Origin of the sequence: Bradyrhizobium forestalis, assembly GCF_002795245.1 — a bacterium.
In the GTDB taxonomy this organism is placed as follows: domain Bacteria; phylum Pseudomonadota; class Alphaproteobacteria; order Rhizobiales; family Xanthobacteraceae; genus Bradyrhizobium; species Bradyrhizobium forestalis.
The window spans coordinates 1-17,866 of record NZ_PGVG01000041.1; the positions used below are offsets into that span (position 1 = coordinate 1).

Genomic DNA, 17,866 nt, shown 5'->3' on the forward strand with positions numbered 1-17,866 from the left:
TCCTCGCTCGAGCGCCCCGCGGCAATCGCAGCCCAGAACGGCCTACAACTCTCTCGCAGAATTCCTTGGGACCGCGTCATCGCAACCTCCTTTGTCAAGGTGTTGCAACGACCGATTGAATTCGCCCAGTATTCCAGAGACGCCGGTTTGATGCGGAGAAGCCGCGGCGTACTGGATGCCCCGGTCAAGCCGGGGCATGACAGCGGAGAAGGTGACGAAATCCTCGGCGCAGTGAAGCAGCCGTCTGATCCGGCCTGGCTCATTCACCAGGCAAATTTCCTGATCCGCTTCGGCGCAAATTCCGCTATTGAGGGACGCGGCAATCGATCCGTCCCGCCCGCGCGTGATTCAATGCAGCTTTACCTTCCGATCGCCGATCTTCCGGTCAACGTCTTCCTGGTGCTGGCGATGGGCGCAGCGGTCGGCTTCGTGTCCGGCATGTTCGGCATCGGCGGCGGCTTCCTGATGACGCCGCTGCTGATCTTCATCGGCATCACGCCGGCGGTGGCGGTCGCCTCCGTCGCGAGCCACATCGCGGCCTCGTCCTTTTCCGGCGCCCTCTCCTACTGGCGACGGCGCGCGATCGATCCGGCGCTGGCGAGTGTTCTCTTGTGCGGCGGCGTGACCGGGACGACGCTCGGCGTGTGGACCTTCACGCAGCTGCGCGCGCTCGGCCAGCTCGATCTGATGATCGCGCTCTCCTACGTCGTGCTGCTCACCACGGTCGGCAGCCTGATGTTCTCCGAGGGCCTGCGCGCGTTGATGCGGACCCGGCACGGTGCGCTGCCGCCACGCCGCACGCACAGCTGGATCCATGGCCTGCCGCTGAAGATGCGGTTCAAGCGCTCGAAGATCTACCTCTCGGTCATCCCCGTGTTGATTGTCGGCACCGTGATTGGCTTCATCGGCGCCATCATGGGCATCGGCGGCGGCTTCATCCTGGTGCCGATCATGATCTATCTCTTGAGGGTACCGACCTCGACGGTGATCGGGACATCGATGGTGCTCACGCTGGTCACGATGCTGTTCGCGACCATGCTGCACGCCGTGACAAATCACCTCGTCGACGCCGTGCTGGCGCTGATCCTGATGGTCGGCGGCGTCACCGGCGCGCAGTTCGGCGCCCGCGCCGGTCAGAAGATCCGCGGCGAGCAGCTGCGGCTGCTGCTCGGCTTGCTCATCCTCTCCGTCGGCGTTCGCTTCGCGATCGAGCTCGTGATCCGCCCCGAGGACCTCTTCACCATCCGCGAGCTGGGAGTGAGCGGATGATGCGCGCAGCTCTCGCCATCGTTCTCGTCCTGCTGCTCGGCGGCGCTGCGCGGGCCGAGCGGCTGATCGTGTCGGTCTCCAACCATCGCGTCACGGTGACGCCGAACTATTCCGGCGAGGAGCTGGTGTTGTTCGGCTCGGTCGAGCGAGATGCGACGACGCCGGCCGACCGCACGGCTTACGATCTCGTCGTCACCGTGATCGGCCCGCGCGCCGACATGGTGACGCGGCGCAAGGAGCGTACCTTCGGCATCTGGATCAACACCGACTACCGGCAATTCCTGCAGGTGCCGAGTTATCTCGCGCTGTTCGCCAACCGCCCCTTCGATGCGATCACGTCGCCCGAGATCGCACGGCGACAGCAGATCGGGCTCAACAACGTGCTGCTGACGCAGCGGGTCGGCGGCGACTACGCCGACGTGGTGCCGAACGATGCGTTCCGCTCGGCTTTCATTCGCCTGCGCACTCAGCGCGGGCTCTATCGCGAGGATTCGAGCGCGGTGACGTTCCTGACGCCGACCCTGTTCCGTACCGGCATTCCGCTGCCGGCAGAGGTGCCGATCGGGACCTATGAGATCGAGATCAAGCTGTTCGCGAACGGTGCGTTCATCGGCAAGACCGAGACCGCGTTCGAGATCGTCAAAGTCGGTTTCGAGCAGTTCGTCGCGACGACGGCGCGGCAGAACGGGCTGATCTACGGCCTCGCCACCGCGGCGATGGCGCTGATGACGGGCTGGATGGCGTCGATCGTGTTCAGGAAGGATTAGGTGCCGTCGCTTCGGACGCGCCGCCTTCTCCGCTCGTCATCGCCCGGCTTGACCGGGCGATCCAGTATCCCACAGACCTTCGTCGGTCAGCTCGCTCTCACAACAACCGCCGCGGCGTACTGGATGCCCCGGTCAAGCCGGGGCATGACAGTTGAGGTTGTGACGCCTTCCTCACGACCCCGCCTTTGCCGGCCGCGTCACCAGATAGATGCCGAGCGCGACCGGGATGATGCCGAGCAAATCGCGGGCCTCGACATGCTCGCCGAGGACGAGGAACGCGAACAGCATGCCGAGCGGCGGCATCAGGAAGTGATAGGCGCTGGCGGCGGTGGCGCCACACACTTTCAGGAGATGAAACCAGAGCCAGTAGGCGAGGATCGAGCCGCCGAGCACGAGGAAGGCGAAGGCGCCGATCAGGCTCGGCGTATAGTCGATCGCGTGGACATCGGCGAAGGTGAGCGCAATCGGCGTCAGCACGATGCCGGCAGCGAGGTTCTGCACGCCGTTGCCGATCCACAAGGACCCCTTCGGTGCCAGCAGCTTGAACAGGATGGTGCCGGCGACGATCGAGGCGAGCGAGGCCAGCGTGAAGACGATGCCGTGCAGGCTGTCGGTGCCGACCGACAGGCGGTGCCAGACGATCGCCGTCACGCCGATGACGCCGAGCAAGAGGCCGCTCGCCTTGCGCCAGGTCATGCCTTCGCCGAGCAGAAGCGCGGCGAGCGCCGCCGTGAACACGGGATTGGCCGAGACGATCAGGCCGCCGAGACTGGCGGAGACCGATTGCAGGCCGGTGTAGCCGAGGCCGAGATAGAGCGCGTTGTTGGCGATGCCGAGCACCGCGAAAATGGCTGCATCGCGCCACGACAATGACCAGCCCTCGCCACGAAGCAGCGTGGCGCCCAGGATCAGAATGCCGGCGAGCGAGAAACGCGCGGCGAGCAGGATCAGCGGCGGGCAATGGGTGACGCCGATCTTGCCGGCGACGAAGGCATAGCTCCAGAGCAGGCAGAACAGCCCGATGGCGAGCGGCAGCGTATTGAAGCGGCTGCGAGGTGCGGGAAGCGAGGTGGCGAGCGACATGAGGGCATTCTCGGATGTTTTTTCTTCTGGCCCTCGATCTAGGGATGCCGCTTGTCATTTGGAAATTAAATGATTAACTCCGCCTCAGTGGATTTTCGAATGGAGGCGGCAATGCTCGATCTCGAGCTCCTGCGCAGCTTCGTCTCGGTGGTCGAGGCCGGCGGCTTCACCCGTGCCGGCGCGCGCGTTCACCGCACGCAGTCGACCGTGAGCCAGCAGATCAAGCGGCTGGAGGAGGATGTCGGTCAGGTGCTGCTGCACCGCGACGGCAAGGACGTGCGCCCGACCGAGGCCGGCGAGCGGCTGCTCTCCTATGCGCGGCGGTTGCTCTCGCTGGCCGAGGAGGCGCGCGACGTTTTGCGCCAGCCGGGCGGCGAAGGTGCGATCCGGCTCGGCATCCCCGAGGATTTTGCGGCCTATCGGTTGGCAAAACTGCTGGGCGCGTTCTCGCGCTCGCATCCGGGGTTGCGGCTCGACGTGCGCGCCGACCAGAGCAAGCACCTCGCCCGCGATCTCGGACGCGGCGAGCTCGATCTTGCGCTCTACAAGCGCGAGGCCGGCGCGAAGGACGCGATCGCGGTGTGGCCCGAGCGGGTGCACTGGGTCACCAGCAAGAGCCACCCGGTCGACGTCGACGTGTCGTCGGTGCCGCTGATCGGCTTTCCGCTCGGCTGCATCTATCGCGCCGGCGCCATCCACGCGCTGGAAAGCGCGGGCCGCGCCTGGCACACCGCCTACACGTCATCGAGCCTGGCCGGCATCCAGGCCGCGGTCGCCGCCGGCATGGGGCTGAGCATCCTGTCGGAGATGGCGATCCAGTCCGACCACCGCGTGCTGACGGCCAAGGACGGCTTTGCGCCAATCAACAAGACCGAGGTGGCGCTGATGGCTTCGCCGGATGCGAGCCCGGCAACGCTGCGGCTTGCGGATCGTCTCGCGGAGTTTTGCGATGCGGTGCAGAGCAAGGCGGCTTGATTTCGCGGGACGTCAGGGCGCTCACTTGGCCGCGGACATCAGTTTGTCGCCGCACGCATTTGCGTAGAACTTGCCGCCGCATTGGCGCTTGATCGCGGCGCAACGGGCCGCGGGCGACGCATTCTGAGGGACCATGAAGCCGCAGCTGAGGCCGTCGGCGCTGCGACCGGATTTGCCGGCGGCAAACGCCGCGGTCGAGGCGCTGATGCAGACGACGAGCAGGGCCGCAGTGGCGATTTCGATCAGCAGTCGCGTCAGCGGTCTCATGGGGCGTCTCCACACTGATGGCTGAATCTTCCGTAATCTAGCATCGAATCCGGGTTTCTCCGTGCTCGTCCGGGTTCCCAACTCGGCCCGTTCCTTGCATAAATTTACGCCAGCGCAGTGCACGACCGCACGGGCGACAGTTCCGATGCAAGGGCAGGACGCGTAGATTGGTAAGAGTTCTTTCGACCCAGGAAGTGACGGTTTTGCAGGATTCATCGTTCCAGCCCAATTTTCCGGCCCCCGGGCAGCCCATCGACGAACTCGCGCTGGCTGAGATCAAGGGCGCGATCCTGGCGAAGCTGCGCCTTGCCATCGGCAAGGACGCGGGCATGGCGACCAGGCACGACTGGTATCAGGCCGCGGCGCTCGCGCTGCGCGACCGCATCGTGCATCGCTGGCTCACGGCCGAGAAGCACAGCTACGATGCGGGGCGCAAGCGCGTCTATTATCTCTCGCTCGAATTCCTGATCGGCCGCCTCTTCACCGACGCGCTCAACAATATGGGCCTCCTCAAGATCTTCGAGGTCGCGCTCGGCGATCTCGGCGTCTCGCTGCCCGAGCTGCGCAAATGCGAGCCGGACGCCGCGCTCGGCAATGGCGGCCTCGGCCGCCTCGCCGCCTGCTTCATGGAGAGCATGGCGACGTTGTCGATCCCCGCGATCGGCTACGGCATCCGCTACGATTACGGCCTGTTCCGCCAGATCATCAATCAAGGCTGGCAGCAGGAGTATCCCGATGAATGGTTGAGCTTCGGCAACCCCTGGGAATTGCAGCGGCCCGAGGTGATCTACGACGTCAATTTCGGCGGCGGCGTCGAGCATGTCGACGACAAGGGCCGCGACCGCGCGATCTGGCATCCGGGCGAGACCGTGCAGGCGATCGCCTATGACACGCCGATTGTCGGCTGGCGCGGCCAGCACGTCAACGCACTGCGGCTGTGGTCGGCGCGCTCGCCCGATCCGCTCAAGCTCGACGCCTTCAACAAGGGCGATTACGTCAGCGCCAGCGCCGAGCAGGCGCGCGCGGAGGCGATCTGCAAATTCCTCTATCCGAACGACGAGAGCCCGGCGGGCCGCGAGCTGCGGCTGCGGCAGGAATATTTCTTCGTCTCGGCCTCACTCCAGGATCTCGTCAAGCGCCACCTCACCTCCGACGGCCAGCTGCGCAGCCTAGCGATGAAAGTTGCCGTCCAGCTCAACGACACCCATCCGTCGCTTGCCGTCACCGAGCTGATGCGGATCCTCGTCGACCTCCACAATTTCCGCTGGGACGAGGCCTGGAAGATCACGGTCGCCACCCTCTCCTACACCAACCACACGCTGCTGCCGGAGGCACTGGAGACCTGGCCGGTTGAACTGTTCGAGCGGCTGTTGCCCCGGCATCTGGAGATCATCTACCGCATCAACGTGCAGCATCTGGCGCTCGCCGAGGCGCGCTGCCCCGGCGACATCGACTTCCGTGCCTCGGTCTCGCTGATCGACGAGAAGAGCGGCCGCCGCGTGCGCATGGGCCAGCTCGCCTTCGTCGGCTCACATCGCATCAACGGCGTCTCGGCGATGCATTCCGACCTGATGCGCGAGACCGTGTTCCACGACCTCAACCATCTCTATCCCGGCCGCATCACCAACAAGACCAACGGCATCACCTTCCGCCGCTGGCTGATGCTGGCGAACCCGAAGCTGACCGACCTGTTGCGCGAGACCTGCGGCGAGGCCGTGCTCGACGATCCGACCCAGCTCTCGCTGATCGAGGCGCGCGCCAGCGACGTCGAATTCCAGAAGAAATTCCGCAGCGTCAAGCACCACAACAAGACGCAGCTCGCCCGCCTGATCGGCGAGCGGCTCGGCATCAAGGTCGACCCGAGCGCACTGTTCGACGTGCAGATCAAGCGCATCCATGAGTACAAGCGCCAGCTGCTCAACGTCATCGAGACGGTTGCGCTGTACCAGGCGATCAAGGACGACCCCAACGGCAATTGGGTGCCGCGGGTGAAGATCTTCGCCGGCAAGGCGGCGGCGAGCTACCGCTACGCAAAGCTGATCATCAAGCTGATCAACGACGTCGCCGACATCGTCAACAACGATCCCGCGATCGGCGGCAAGCTCAAGGTCGTCTTCCTGCCCGACTACAATGTCAGCCTCGCCGAGGTGATCATTCCCGCCGCCGATTTGTCCGAGCAGATCTCCACCGCCGGCATGGAAGCCTCCGGCACCGGCAACATGAAGCTGGCGCTCAACGGCGCCATCACCATCGGCACGCTCGACGGCGCCAATATCGAGATCCGCGACCATGTCGGCGCCGAGAACATCGCGATCTTCGGCATGGAAGCCGGCGACGTGATGATCCGCCGCAAGCAGGGGCTGGACGCCTCCGACGTGATCCGCAACTCGCCGAAGCTGCAGCGCGCCATCAATGCGGTCGGCGCCGGCGAGTTCTCGCCCGGCGATCCCGGCCGCTTCGAATCCATCGCGCACGCGCTGCGCTATCTCGACCATTACATGGTCAGCGCCGACTTCGATTCCTATTACGAAGCGCAGCGCAGCGTCGACGCGCGCTGGCAGGTTGCACCGGCCTGGACGCGCGCCTCCATCCTCAACGTCGCGCGCATGGCGTGGTTCTCGTCGGACCGCACCATCCGCGAATACGCCGAGGAGATCTGGAACGTGCCGGTCAACCCGACCACGCCGCTGCTGCCGGATTTGCGCGACGTCGCGGGCTGATTTTCCGCGGCGCGGAAGCGGTGTTACCTGCGAGGTTATTGCGCAAGCCGGCGGCGGACGTGATATGACGTCCGTCATTGAAAGCCGGAAACACCAATGCACGCAAAGCTCCCGCACCCCTTCGATGAGGCCACGCGCATCACCGCCGGTGACAGCAGCTGGCAGGGACACACCAGCGACGATTACTGGGCCTTTGTCGGCCCGTTCGGCGGCACCACCGCCGCAACCATCCTGCGTGCGCTGATCGAGCATCCGCAAGCCGCCGGCGATCCACTCGCCCTCACCGTCAATTATTGCGCGCCGATCGCCAAGGGGCCGTTCGATCTCGACGTGCGGCTGGTGAAGGCCAACCGCTCCAGCCAGCACTGGAGTGTCGAGCTCAGCCAAGGCGGCGGCGAGGTCGCAACGCTCGCCACCGCCGTGTTCGCCGAACGCCGGCCGTCCTGGGAGCACAGGGTGGCGAGGTGCCCGGACGCAAAGCCATTCGAGCAGACCCTGCCGTTCCCGAAGATCGCGGCGTCCTGGGCCAACCAGTACGAATTCCGCTTCGTCGAGGGCGAGATGCGGATCGGCCCGCCGCAGGCCGAGCCCGCCAGCACCTACTCGAAGATCTGGATCAGTGACCGCACGCCGCGCAAGCTCGACATGCTGTCGCTGATGGCGATGTCGGACGCCTTCTTCGGCCGCGTCTTCCACGCGCGGCGCGAGCTGGTGCCGTTCGGCACGGTGTCGCTGACGACCTATTTCCACACCGATGCCGAGGAGCTCGCGACTGAAGACATCACGCGCGTGCTCGCGACGGCCGATTCGAAGATCATGCACAAGAGCTACGGCGATCAGAACGGCGAGCTCTGGTCGCCGAACGGACGGCTGCTCGCGACCACGACGCAGATCGCGTATTTCAAGGCGTGAGATTTCGCTCCGCTGTCGTCCCTGCGAACGCAGGGACCCATAACCACAGGGAGCCGTTTGGCGAAGACTAATAGTTTTCTTTTCTTCGCCGGTACGGGCACCGCACTCTCTCGATAGATCACGCGGTATGGGTCCCTGCGTTCGCAGGGACGACACTGGGTATGTGGCTGACGGTCGGGCCACCAACAAAAAGGGCGGCCTCGCGGCCGCCCTTTTGCATTCAAGACGATGGAGCCCTACTCCGCCGCCAGCTTCACGTCCGGCGCGGCGGCGCGCACCTCGGCATCGACCTGGGCCTCGAACTTGGCAAAGTTCTTCTGGAACATGCCGACCAGCGCGCGGGCGGTCTTGTCGAACTCGTCCTTGTCCTTCCAGGTGTTGACCGGGTTGAGGATTTCGCTGGGCACGCCCGGCAGCGCGGTCGGGACCGCGAAGCCGAAATACTTGTCGGTGCGGAATTCGACGTTGCGAAGCGAGCCGTCGAGCGCGGCGGTGAGCAGCGCGCGCGTCACCTTGATCGGCATGCGGCTGCCTGTGCCGTACTTGCCGCCGGTCCATCCGGTGTTGACCAGCCAGCAATCGACATTGTGCTGGGCAATGAGATCACGCAGCATGTTGCCGTAGACGCTGGGGTCGAGCGGCAGGAACGGCGAGCCGAAGCAGGTCGAGAACTCCGGCTGCGGCTCGTTGCCGAGACCGCGCTCGGTGCCGGCGACCTTGGCGGTGTAGCCGGAGAGGAAATGATACATCGCCTGCGCCGGCGAGAGCTTTGCGATCGGCGGCAGCACGCCGAAGGCATCGGCAGCGAGCATCACCACGTTCTTCGGCTGCGGCGCACGGCCGGTGCGCGAGGCGTTCGGGATGAAGTCGAGCGGGTAGGCCGAGCGCGTGTTCTCGGTCTTGGAGCCGTCGTCGAAGTCGACGACACGGGTGTCGTCGTCGAGCACGCAGTTCTCGAGCACCGCGCCGAAGCGGGTCGAGGCGGCATAGATCTGCGGCTCGGCTTCCTGCGACAGCTTGATGCACTTGGCATAGCAGCCGCCCTCGAAATTGAAGACGCCGTTCGGGCCCCAGCCATGCTCGTCGTCGCCGATCAGCGTGCGGTTCGGATCGGCCGACAGCGTGGTCTTGCCGGTGCCTGACAGCCCGAAGAAGATCGCCGCGTCGCCGTTGGCGCCGACATTGGCCGAGCAGTGCATCGGCATCACCCCGCGCTCGGGCAGGTAGTAGTTCAGCGTGGTGAAGACCGACTTCTTCATCTCGCCAGCATAATAAGACCCGCCGATCAGGACGATCTTGCGGGCGAAATCGATCGCGACGACGTTCTCCGAGCGCACGCCGTGACGTTTGGGATCGGCGCGGAAGCTCGGCATGGAGATGATGGTGAGCTCCGGCACGAAGGTCGACAGCTCGATCGCCTCGGGGCGGATCAACAGCGTGCGGATGAACAGCGAGTGCCAGGCGAGCTCGGTGAAGACGCGCGTCTTGATCCGGTAGGCGGGGTCGGCGCCGCCATAGAGGTCCTGCGCGAACAGGCGCTTGCCTTCGGCGTGCTTGAGGAAGTCCTGGTAGAGCGTCTCGAACTGCTCCGCGGTGATCGACTGGTTGCCGGCCCACCACATCTTCTTGTCGGTGGTGGCGTCACGCACCGTGAACTTGTCCTTCGGGCTGCGCCCGGTGAACTCGCCCGTGTCGGCGCAAAGTGCGCCGTCAGCGGACAGCACCGCCTCGCCCGCCGAGAGCGAGTATTGATAGAGTTGTGGCGCACCGAGATTCCAGTGAACCTGCTCGAGATTCTTTAAGCCGAATTTGTCGGCGCCGAAGGCACCGTTGCGCACGCCCGTCTCTTGCACGAAAAAATCCTCCTAGAACCCGCGACACTCAGCGCGACCAAGTTTGGCGCCATCGCGGTCATCGTGATTATGGGCCATTCGGCCTCAGCTGAACGACGTAATACTGATGAACGCTGGCGTTGCCAAGCTGATCCCGCAGGATTTGGTTTATTCAAGGACTGCGCCAAACGTCGCGCATGTCAGCTCTGAGCAGGCGCATCAAGAAAAGTGCGAATGATCGCGCAACCAAACGCGCGTTTGCGCGTTGCTTCCAGTTATTGCGACGCACAATCCATGCAGTAGCTTCCTATCGTACCTCGCCCTCGCCGATCAGCGCGAACGGTCCCCACATGGCGGGATAGGCGTTGCGTGGTGACGAGGCGTCGTCGAGATAGGTCAGCATCGCGCGGCGCAAGGCTTCGGCACGACCGATCTTCGGTTCGTTCTTGAGCAGCTCGAACGTCGATGTGGTCAGGCGGGTCGCAGCTTCCGAATCCACGGCCCAATGCGAAACCAGCAGCGCGCGGGCACCTGCGTAGAAGAACGAGCGCGCCAGTCCCGACAGCGCCTCGGCGCCGGGCTTGTCGCCGGCGATGGTGTTGCAGGCGGACAGGACCACCCAATCGGCGTTGAGCTTGAGCTGAGCCACTTCGCTCGCCGTGAGAAGACCGTCGTCGAGCTCCGATGGCTGGTCGGGAATGGAGAGCGCAAGCGAAGGTTCACCCAGTCCCTTGACGTCGCCGGCAACGAGGCCGTGGGTGGCAAAGTAGATGATGCCGTATTGGGCAAGCGCTGCACGCTTGAGCGTCGTTTCGCTGGCATCGCGTCCGAGATGGATATCGGCATCAGTGGCACCGACGTTCCTCGCCACCGCGCTCAGCTCATCGGCGGTATCGGGCAATTGCGGCAACGCCTGCGCCAGCCGCGCGCGATCGACACCTGCGCCGCGCCAGAACTCCGCATAGGCAATCGTCGCGATGCTGCGCGCGGCGATCCTGCCGCTCGCGGCGCGCCGGTCGGCAGGCCCCTCGGCTGCAGGATTGAACACGGGATCGCCGAAACCGGTCATCGGCTTGACGTCCTGGTCCCTGCGGGCAAAGGCGCGCAGCGATTTCAGGCTGATCACCGACGGCAGCACCGAGACGGCCTGGCGCCGCAGCAGCCAGGCGGCGCTGCGATAGCCATCGAGCTTGTCCGGGATCGCCGCCTGCGGCTTCTCCGTGACCAGCAGATGAAACGGCAATGCGGTCAGCGCCGCCGACGGCACGACCAGCAGGTTGCGCTTGTCCTTCGTCAACGCCTCGACCGGGCCGACCAGCGCGACATAGAGCTCGCTCGCGAGCGCGAGATCGAACAGGCCCGATTTGCCGGAGGCATCGCGCGCCTTGCCGACATCCAGCCCCTTGCGGAAAGCGGCGACCTTTTGCGCCAGCGCGTCCGCTCCGAGAGAGATCTCCTTCCAGTCGACGCCCTCGCGGCTGATCGCGACGACATAGCTCTGCTTGTCGACGACGGAATAGATCACCATCGCCTCGTCGGCCGAGAGCAGCGGCTGGATGTCCTTCACCGTCAGCGGCAGCGGGTTGGACAGCGAGGCATAGTCGGGAAACTCGACCGCGAGCGTCTTCTGCAATCCGTTGCGCGCGCTCGCGATCGTGGCGATCCGCGCGCGGCTGCGCTGCTCGGCCGCGACGTCGCGCTGGGCGGATGGCTTCGACACCGCAGCGATGATCGCCTTGTCGAGCGCTTCGGACTCGGCCGCGAGATCCTGATCCTTGCGCACGAGCTCGGCGAGCCGGTCGCTGCCGGCAGCAAGCCGCACCGCGAGCTTGTTCACGGCAGAGGCGGCAGAAGATTGCGTGCCGCGCTGGATCGCACCGAGCGCGTCATCGAGCGCCTTGTCGCTCGCCAGCAGCGATTGCTGCCGCGCAGCGAACAGGATCGGCAACACGACACGCAGCTGCGCACGATTGGCAGCGAGCGTCTTCTGCGCGAACGGCAAAGCGTCCGCAGTCCGTCCCGTCGCCTGCAGGAAATGGGCGAGATTGCTCGTCGACGTCGCGACGTCAGGATGATCCGGTCCGAGTGCACGCTCGCGGATCGACAGGGCGCGGCGATAGAGCGGCTCGGCCTCGGCATGGCGCTGCTGGTGCTGATAGAGCCCGGCGAGATTGTTGAGCGAGCGCGCGACGTCGGGGTGTTCCGGCCCCAGCACCTTTTCACGGATCGCGAGCGAGCGCTTGATCGGAGCTTCGGCATCGGCATCGCGATTGAGATCGCGATCGACCTGACCGATGTTGTTCAGGACGGTCGCAACCGCGGGATGCTCGGGCCCGGCGGCTTTCTGATAGATCGCGAGCGCCCGCTGAAACAGCGGCTCGGCATCGGCAAAGCGCTCCTGCTTCACGTAGAGCGTGGCGAGATTGTTGAGGGCCCGGCCGACGTCGGGATGCTCGCGCGACAGGCTCCTTTCGCTGACGGCGAGCGCGCGCTTGAACAGCGGCTCGGCCTCAGTGAAGCGGCCCTGCCGCTGATACAGCGCGGCGAGATTGCTCAGCTCGGGCGCGATCAAGGCGGTGTCGAGGCCGAGCGACCTTTCCAACAGCGCGATGGCCCGCTTGTAGATCGGCTCGGCGAGATCGTCGCGGCCCTGGCCGGCATAGACCTGGCCGAGATTGTTGAGCCCGGCGGACAGCTCGCGACCGTCATTGCCCTTCTCCAGGCTCGTAACCATCGCCTGCGCGAGTGGAAGCGCTTCCGCATATTTGCCGGCGCTCATGAGCGCGTTGATCCGCGCGCCCTGTGCGGCGGGACTGACCGTCTGGGCGAGCGCAGGCGGAGCAAATGACGTGGTGATCGCGAGTGCCAGACCCGCGGCCAATGCCAAACGACGATGCGTCATGAACCCTCTCGCTGCCAACCGGACCGGTTACGATCTGGGTCGCAGCGACGGGCGGCGGCGTTCAACCTGTTGCGCTCTGGTCCACCTTCATGCGCGCTTCGCCAGCGAGACGGACCAGCATCTTGCGCAAGCCCGTGCCATCGGTCACCCGCTCCGGGAAGTCCAGCCGCAGTGTGGTTTGGCCGTCCTGCATGTCGAGGCCTTCAGGATCACAGCCGGTGCAGCGCCAGTCGCCCGCGGCGGCGCCGAGGAGCTTTGTGGCATAGAGATTCATGGCATCGCGATGGTCGGCGTTCATGTGCGCGACGGCGCCCTCTTCCGCGGCCAGCAGGTCCTCGGCCCCGGTGAGATCCGTCAGGAATTGCTCAGGCTTGAGATCGACAATCCGGCCGAAACCCGCGACCAGATGAGTTCCCGTGGGGCGGATCCGAAAGAACGAGAAATCCTTAAAGGAAACAAAGCCCTCTGCCGATGGATGGGCATTGAGATACCGTCGCTGGAGCAGATCCTTGTCCGCAGCGGCCGCTTCCGCCGAGCCTGACAGCATGATCCGGGCGCCTTCCAGGGGATCGCCGGCCACGCGCTCGTCCAGCATCAGCGAGACCCGGCTGTCCGCAAGGATGTTCCGGGTGTGCACGGCGAGCCGTGAGATCAGAAGGATCGGCGAGCCATCGGGGTGGCTGGCGAGATTGACCAGGGAACAATAGGGATCGCCGCTGCCGGTCATCAGCGTCGCCAGGGCCCCCTGCCGGGACCGTCGCAGCAGCGATTTTGCGAGCTTTGCGGGGTCGAAATCGGGGGTCGGTTGCATCGGCTTTCTCGGGTCAGGTGGTTGCATGTGGGGCCTTGTTTCGGGTAAACGGGGGCCCGGTTATGGGTCGGGATGCGGCGAATCTGCCGTGTTTCGTGGAACTTGGTCACACTTCAGCCCAGCTTGCATTGCTCGGTGACAAGGTTCGAACGCCACTTCGGCACCCATGTATGCGGCGCATCACTGGATTGCTCGCCGTTTTAAGCCACGACCCAAACGGAAAGCAGAAAGCAGAGAGGCTCATGCCCACAATCGCTTTGGTCGACGACGACCGCAACATTCTCACATCCGTCTCGATCGCGCTGGAAGCCGAAGGCTACCGCATCATGACTTACACCGACGGCGCCTCCGCGCTCGACGGTTTTCGCACCACCCAGCCCGATCTTGCCATCCTCGACATCAAGATGCCGCGCATGGACGGCATGGAGACGCTGCGTCGTCTCAGGCAGAAATCCGATCTGCCGGTGATCTTCCTCACCTCCAAGGACGAAGAGATCGACGAGCTGTTCGGCCTCAAGATGGGCGCCGACGACTTCATCCGCAAACCGTTCTCGCAGCGCCTTTTGGTCGAGCGCGTCAAGGCGGTGCTGCGCCGCTCGGCGCCGAAGGACCCGACCGTCGCGCCGAAGGAGAACGACGCCAAGGCGCTCGACCGCGGCCTGCTGCGCATGGATCCGGAACGCCATACCTGCACCTGGAAGAACGAGCCGGTGACGCTGACCGTCACCGAATTCCTGATCCTGCAGGCGCTCGCGACCCGGCCCGGCGTGGTGAAGAGCCGCAACGCGCTGATGGACGCCGCCTATGACGACCAGGTCTATGTCGACGACCGCACCATCGACAGCCACATCAAGCGGCTGCGCAAGAAGTTCAAGGTGGTCGACAACGAGTTCGAGATGATCGAGACGCTTTACGGCGTCGGCTACCGTTTCAAGGAAGCCTGAGGCGGCGGGCGCCCTCCACGACGATCGAGAGCATCTCCGGTTCTCGTTCCATCGGGACCAGGATCGCTCTAGGATGCGGGGGACCTTCGCACGAGCTGTCCTAACGCGGGCGTAAGCATTGCTTGACCGAACGCAGCCTGACCCAAACCAGAGCGCCGCGGATGTCGCGTCCGACGGCGTTCTGGAGCACGTCACCGATGATAAGCCGCAGGGCTGGCGACCGCTGAACTGGCTGAAACGCGCCGGGCAGTTCTTCTTTGCACTGTCCTTCTCGAGCCTGCCCCGCCGCATCGTCTCGCTCAACCTCGCCGGCCTCGTCGCGCTGGTCGCGAGCATCCTGTACCTGTCGCAATTCCGCGCCGGCCTGATCGACGCGCGCGCGCAGAGCCTCCTGGTCCAGGCCGAGATCATCGCCGGCGCGATCGCGGCCTCCGCCACGGTGCAGACCAACGCCATCACCATCGATCCCGACCGGCTGCTCGACCTCAAGCCGGGCGAGACCTATGGCGGCCCGGACGAGTATTCACCGCTGGACTTCCCGATCAATCCGGAGCGCGTGGCGCCGGTGCTGCGCACGCTGATCTCGCCGACCAAGACGCGCGCCCGCATCTACGATCCCAACGGCAGCCTGCTGCTCGACAGCCGCAACCTCGAAAACGTGCTGCGCTTCGATCTGCCGCCTCCGGCCGACAAGCCCGGTATCGTCGAGCGCGGCATGGTCGCGGTGCGCACCTGGCTGAACCGCGGCGACCTGCCGCTTTATCGCGAGCTCGGACCCGAGAACGGCAATGGCTATGCGGAGGTGGGCGACGCGCTCCAGGGCCAGAAGCGCTCGATGGTGCGGGTCAATGCGCGCGGCGAGGTGATCGTGTCGGTCGCGGTCCCCGTGCTGCGCTCGCGCGCGATCCACGGCGCCTTGATGCTGTCGACGCAGGGCGACGACATCGACCAGATGGTCACCGCCGAGCGCCTCGCGATCCTGAAGGTCGGCGGCGTCGCGGCCGCCGTCATGATCATGCTGTCGCTCTTGCTGGCGAGCACGATCGCCGGCCCCGTGCGCCGGCTCGCCGACAGTGCCGAGCGCGTCCGCCGCCGCATCAAGGCGCGCATCGAGATTCCCGATTTCACCCGCCGCCGCGACGAGATCGGCCATCTCTCCGGCGCGCTGCGCGACATGACCAGCGCGCTCTACAGCCGCATCGAGGCGATCGAGATGTTCGCCGCCGACGTCGCTCATGAACTGAAGAACCCGCTGACCTCGCTGCGCTCGGCGGTCGAGACGCTGCCGCTGGCGCGCAACGAGAACAGCCGCGCGCGCCTGCTCGAGGTGATCGAGCACGACGTCAAGCGGCTCGACCGGCTGATCTCCGACATCTCCGACGCCAGCCGCCTCGATGCCGAATTGCAGCGCCAGGACGCGATCCCGGTCGACCTGCGCCGCCTGCTGACGACGCTGGCGTCCGTCGCCAATGAGACCAAGCTCGGTCACGACGTCGCGGTCGAGACGCGTTTCGAGGGCCGCAGCCCGGCCGACACTTTCGCCGTGACCGGCCACGATTCGCGGCTCGGACAGGTCGTCTCCAACCTGCTCTCCAACGCACAATCCTTCTCCGAACGCGGCAGCAAGGTGCGCCTCACCTGCCGCCGCGCGCGCGGCGAGATCGAGATCGTGGTCGACGACGACGGCCCCGGCATTCGCGACGACGCGCTGGAGCGCATCTTCGAGCGCTTCTACACCGATCGTCCGCATCAGGGCTTTGGCCAGAACTCCGGCCTCGGGCTGTCGATCTCCAAGCAGATCATCGACGCCCATGGCGGGCGCATCTGGGCGGAGAACCGTCCTGGCCCGCTGGATGCCGACGGCGCTCCGACGGTGACCGGCGCGCGCTTCGTGGTGAGGCTGCCGGCGCTATGAGCGACGGCGGGCCCAGCGTTCACGCCTCCGCCGTCAAGGTCGGGACTCTTGCCGTGCTGATCCGCGGGCCCTCGGGCTCCGGCAAGTCGCGCCTTGCCTTTGATTTGATCATGGCAGGCCGCGCTGGTGTGGTCGAAAGGGCCGTTCTGGTCGGTGATGACCGTGTCCATCTGGCGACAGTCGGCGATGAAATTGAGGTCCGCCCCGCACCTCGCTTGGCTGGCCTGATCGAGATCCGGGGCCTCGGAATCCGCCGCTGCGACTTCGTGGAGCATGCGACCGTCGGCCTCGTGGTCGATCTCGACGCGGCGGATGCGGACCGCCTGCCTGCGGCGGAATCCCTGAAAACCAGCATTTCTGGTGTCGAAATACCGCGAATCCCGGTCCCCCGCGGCTATTCGCCCCTCCCCCTGGTTGTCGCGGCCTTGACCACTACCAAGAGTTAACCTTCTGCTAATCCCTCAGGCGATTGTTTGAAGGGAAATGGTAACCATATGAAGCCCACTATCGCGGCCGAATAGACCGGCGCAGCTCCCCTTATCCATCCGTCTATATTCAGGGAGATACGCAACATCCCCTCTTGCGCGGGGGCTCTGGATGGTCAAAGTGGCGCGTTCGTGCGGTGCACCAAAAGCGCCCGCGAGGAGTTTTCCGATGATTGGTCTAGTACTTGTGACCCACGGGCGCCTTGCCGACGAATTCAAGGCGGCGCTTGAACATGTCATGGGCCCACAAAAGCAAATCGAAGCGATCACGATCGGCGCCGAAGATGATTCCGATCTCTGTCGAAGCGACATCATCGAGGCGGTTAACCGCGTCGATTCCGGCGACGGCGTTGCGATCCTCACCGACATGTTCGGCGGCACGCCCTCGAACCTTGCAATATCCTGCATGAGCCGGCCCAAGGTCGAAGTGCTCGCGGGCATCAACCTGCCCATGCTGGTGAAGCTCGCCAAGGTGCGCGAGGAGCGGACGTTGCCCGACGCGATCGCGATGGCCCAGGAAGCGGGCCGCAAATACGTCACCATCGCCAGCCGCGTGCTCGCCGGCAAATGAGCGACGAGGCGCCACAAGCGGGGACCGGCGTGCCCGCGGGCGCGATCTCCAAGGAGCTTCTGATCATCAACAAGCGCGGCCTGCATGCGCGCGCCTCGGCGAAATTCGTCCAGGCGGTCGAGCGCTTCGACGCGCAGGTGTGGGTGACGCGCGGCGGCGAGACCGTCGGCGGCGCCTCGATCATGGGCCTGATGATGCTCGCCGCGGGTCCCGGCACGACGATCACCGTGGCGGCGGCGGGGACTGACGCCGAAGCCGCGCTTGCGGCGATCACCGAGCTCGTCGAGAGCAAGTTCAACGAGGAAGGGGTTTAGGCTTCCTCTCGTGTCCCGGACGCGGTGCGGCGCGCAGTGCCGCGCCGCCGAGCCGGGACCCATGCATCAGCAACTGGACCCCGGATCTGCAGCGCACCG

Annotated in this window: 15 protein-coding genes; 10 read left to right on the forward strand and 5 right to left on the reverse strand. The window is 65.3% G+C overall.

Annotated elements, in window-relative coordinates; genetic code table 11:
* Nucleotides 1–351 precede the first annotated feature (351 nt).
* Both CVM73_RS32040 and CVM73_RS32045 read left to right on the forward strand, forming a co-directional pair.
* The gene (locus CVM73_RS32040) at nt 352–1,269 is read left to right on the forward strand and encodes a sulfite exporter TauE/SafE family protein (RefSeq protein WP_100235823.1); all 918 of its coding nucleotides are present in this window, start codon (nt 352–354) and stop codon (nt 1,267–1,269) included.
* Nucleotides 1,266–2,036 (forward strand): TIGR02186 family protein, encoded by a 771-nt coding sequence (locus CVM73_RS32045; protein WP_100235773.1) that lies wholly within the window; start codon nt 1,266–1,268, stop codon nt 2,034–2,036. Before CVM73_RS32040 ends, CVM73_RS32045 begins: the two co-directional genes overlap by 4 nt.
* Before the next feature lie 171 nt (nt 2,037–2,207).
* Here CVM73_RS32045 and CVM73_RS32050 read toward each other — a convergent pair whose 3' ends face one another.
* Nucleotides 2,208–3,119 carry a DMT family transporter gene (locus CVM73_RS32050; protein WP_100235774.1) on the reverse strand — a complete coding sequence of 304 codons (912 nt, stop codon included), beginning with the start codon at nt 3,117–3,119 and terminating at the stop codon, nt 2,208–2,210.
* A 111-nt stretch (nt 3,120–3,230) separates the two neighbouring features.
* Here CVM73_RS32050 and CVM73_RS32055 point away from each other — a divergent pair, with 111 nt between their 5' ends.
* Nucleotides 3,231–4,094 carry a LysR family transcriptional regulator gene (locus tag CVM73_RS32055; RefSeq protein WP_167407170.1) on the forward strand — a complete coding sequence of 288 codons (864 nt, stop codon included), beginning with the start codon at nt 3,231–3,233 and terminating at the stop codon, nt 4,092–4,094.
* 21 nt (nt 4,095–4,115) lie between these two features.
* On the opposite strand, the gene CVM73_RS32060 is transcribed toward CVM73_RS32055, so the two are convergent.
* Nucleotides 4,116–4,361, reverse strand: coding sequence for a hypothetical protein (locus tag CVM73_RS32060; protein ID WP_167407171.1), 246 nt, complete (start codon nt 4,359–4,361; stop codon nt 4,116–4,118).
* A 203-nt stretch (nt 4,362–4,564) separates the two neighbouring features.
* On the opposite strand from CVM73_RS32060, the gene CVM73_RS32065 reads away from it, so the two are divergent.
* A complete protein-coding gene (locus CVM73_RS32065; protein WP_167407172.1) occupies nt 4,565–7,081 on the forward strand; it encodes a glycogen/starch/alpha-glucan phosphorylase in 2,517 nt (838 codons plus the stop codon).
* 96 nt (nt 7,082–7,177) lie between these two features.
* Nucleotides 7,178–7,993, forward strand: coding sequence for an acyl-CoA thioesterase (locus CVM73_RS32070; RefSeq protein ID WP_100235778.1), 816 nt, complete (start codon nt 7,178–7,180; stop codon nt 7,991–7,993).
* A 236-nt stretch (nt 7,994–8,229) separates the two neighbouring features.
* On the opposite strand, the gene CVM73_RS32075 is transcribed toward CVM73_RS32070, so the two are convergent.
* The 3 genes from CVM73_RS32075 to CVM73_RS32085 all read right to left on the reverse strand — a co-directional run bounded on the left by CVM73_RS32075 (nt 8,230) and on the right by CVM73_RS32085 (nt 13,538).
* Entirely contained in the window at nt 8,230–9,846 is a 1,617-nt protein-coding gene (locus tag CVM73_RS32075; RefSeq protein WP_100235779.1) for a phosphoenolpyruvate carboxykinase, read from the reverse strand.
* 286 nt (nt 9,847–10,132) lie between these two features.
* On the reverse strand, nt 10,133–12,727 hold the full coding sequence (locus tag CVM73_RS32080) for a CHAT domain-containing tetratricopeptide repeat protein (RefSeq protein WP_100235780.1): 2,595 nt from the start codon (nt 12,725–12,727) through the stop codon (nt 10,133–10,135).
* A gap of 61 nt (nt 12,728–12,788) precedes the next feature.
* The gene (locus CVM73_RS32085; RefSeq protein ID WP_100235781.1) at nt 12,789–13,538 is read right to left on the reverse strand and encodes a HugZ family pyridoxamine 5'-phosphate oxidase; all 750 of its coding nucleotides are present in this window, start codon (nt 13,536–13,538) and stop codon (nt 12,789–12,791) included.
* 242 nt (nt 13,539–13,780) lie between these two features.
* On the opposite strand from CVM73_RS32085, the gene CVM73_RS32090 reads away from it, so the two are divergent.
* The 5 genes from CVM73_RS32090 to CVM73_RS32110 all read left to right on the forward strand — a co-directional run bounded on the left by CVM73_RS32090 (nt 13,781) and on the right by CVM73_RS32110 (nt 17,767).
* Entirely contained in the window at nt 13,781–14,482 is a 702-nt protein-coding gene (locus CVM73_RS32090) for a response regulator transcription factor (protein ID WP_008542552.1), read from the forward strand.
* A 118-nt stretch (nt 14,483–14,600) separates the two neighbouring features.
* Nucleotides 14,601–16,397, forward strand: a complete 1,797-nt coding sequence (locus CVM73_RS32095; protein ID WP_100235782.1) for a sensor histidine kinase — start codon at nt 14,601–14,603, stop codon at nt 16,395–16,397.
* Nucleotides 16,394–16,843 carry an HPr kinase/phosphorylase gene (locus CVM73_RS32100; protein WP_100235783.1) on the forward strand — a complete coding sequence of 150 codons (450 nt, stop codon included), beginning with the start codon at nt 16,394–16,396 and terminating at the stop codon, nt 16,841–16,843. The genes CVM73_RS32095 and CVM73_RS32100 overlap by 4 nt, the downstream gene beginning before the upstream one ends.
* 208 nt (nt 16,844–17,051) lie before the next feature.
* Nucleotides 17,052–17,453 carry a PTS sugar transporter subunit IIA gene (locus tag CVM73_RS32105; RefSeq protein WP_028134014.1) on the forward strand — a complete coding sequence of 134 codons (402 nt, stop codon included), beginning with the start codon at nt 17,052–17,054 and terminating at the stop codon, nt 17,451–17,453.
* Entirely contained in the window at nt 17,450–17,767 is a 318-nt protein-coding gene (locus CVM73_RS32110) for an HPr family phosphocarrier protein (protein ID WP_100235784.1), read from the forward strand. The genes CVM73_RS32105 and CVM73_RS32110 overlap by 4 nt, the downstream gene beginning before the upstream one ends.
* Nucleotides 17,768–17,866: the final 99 nt, after the last annotated feature.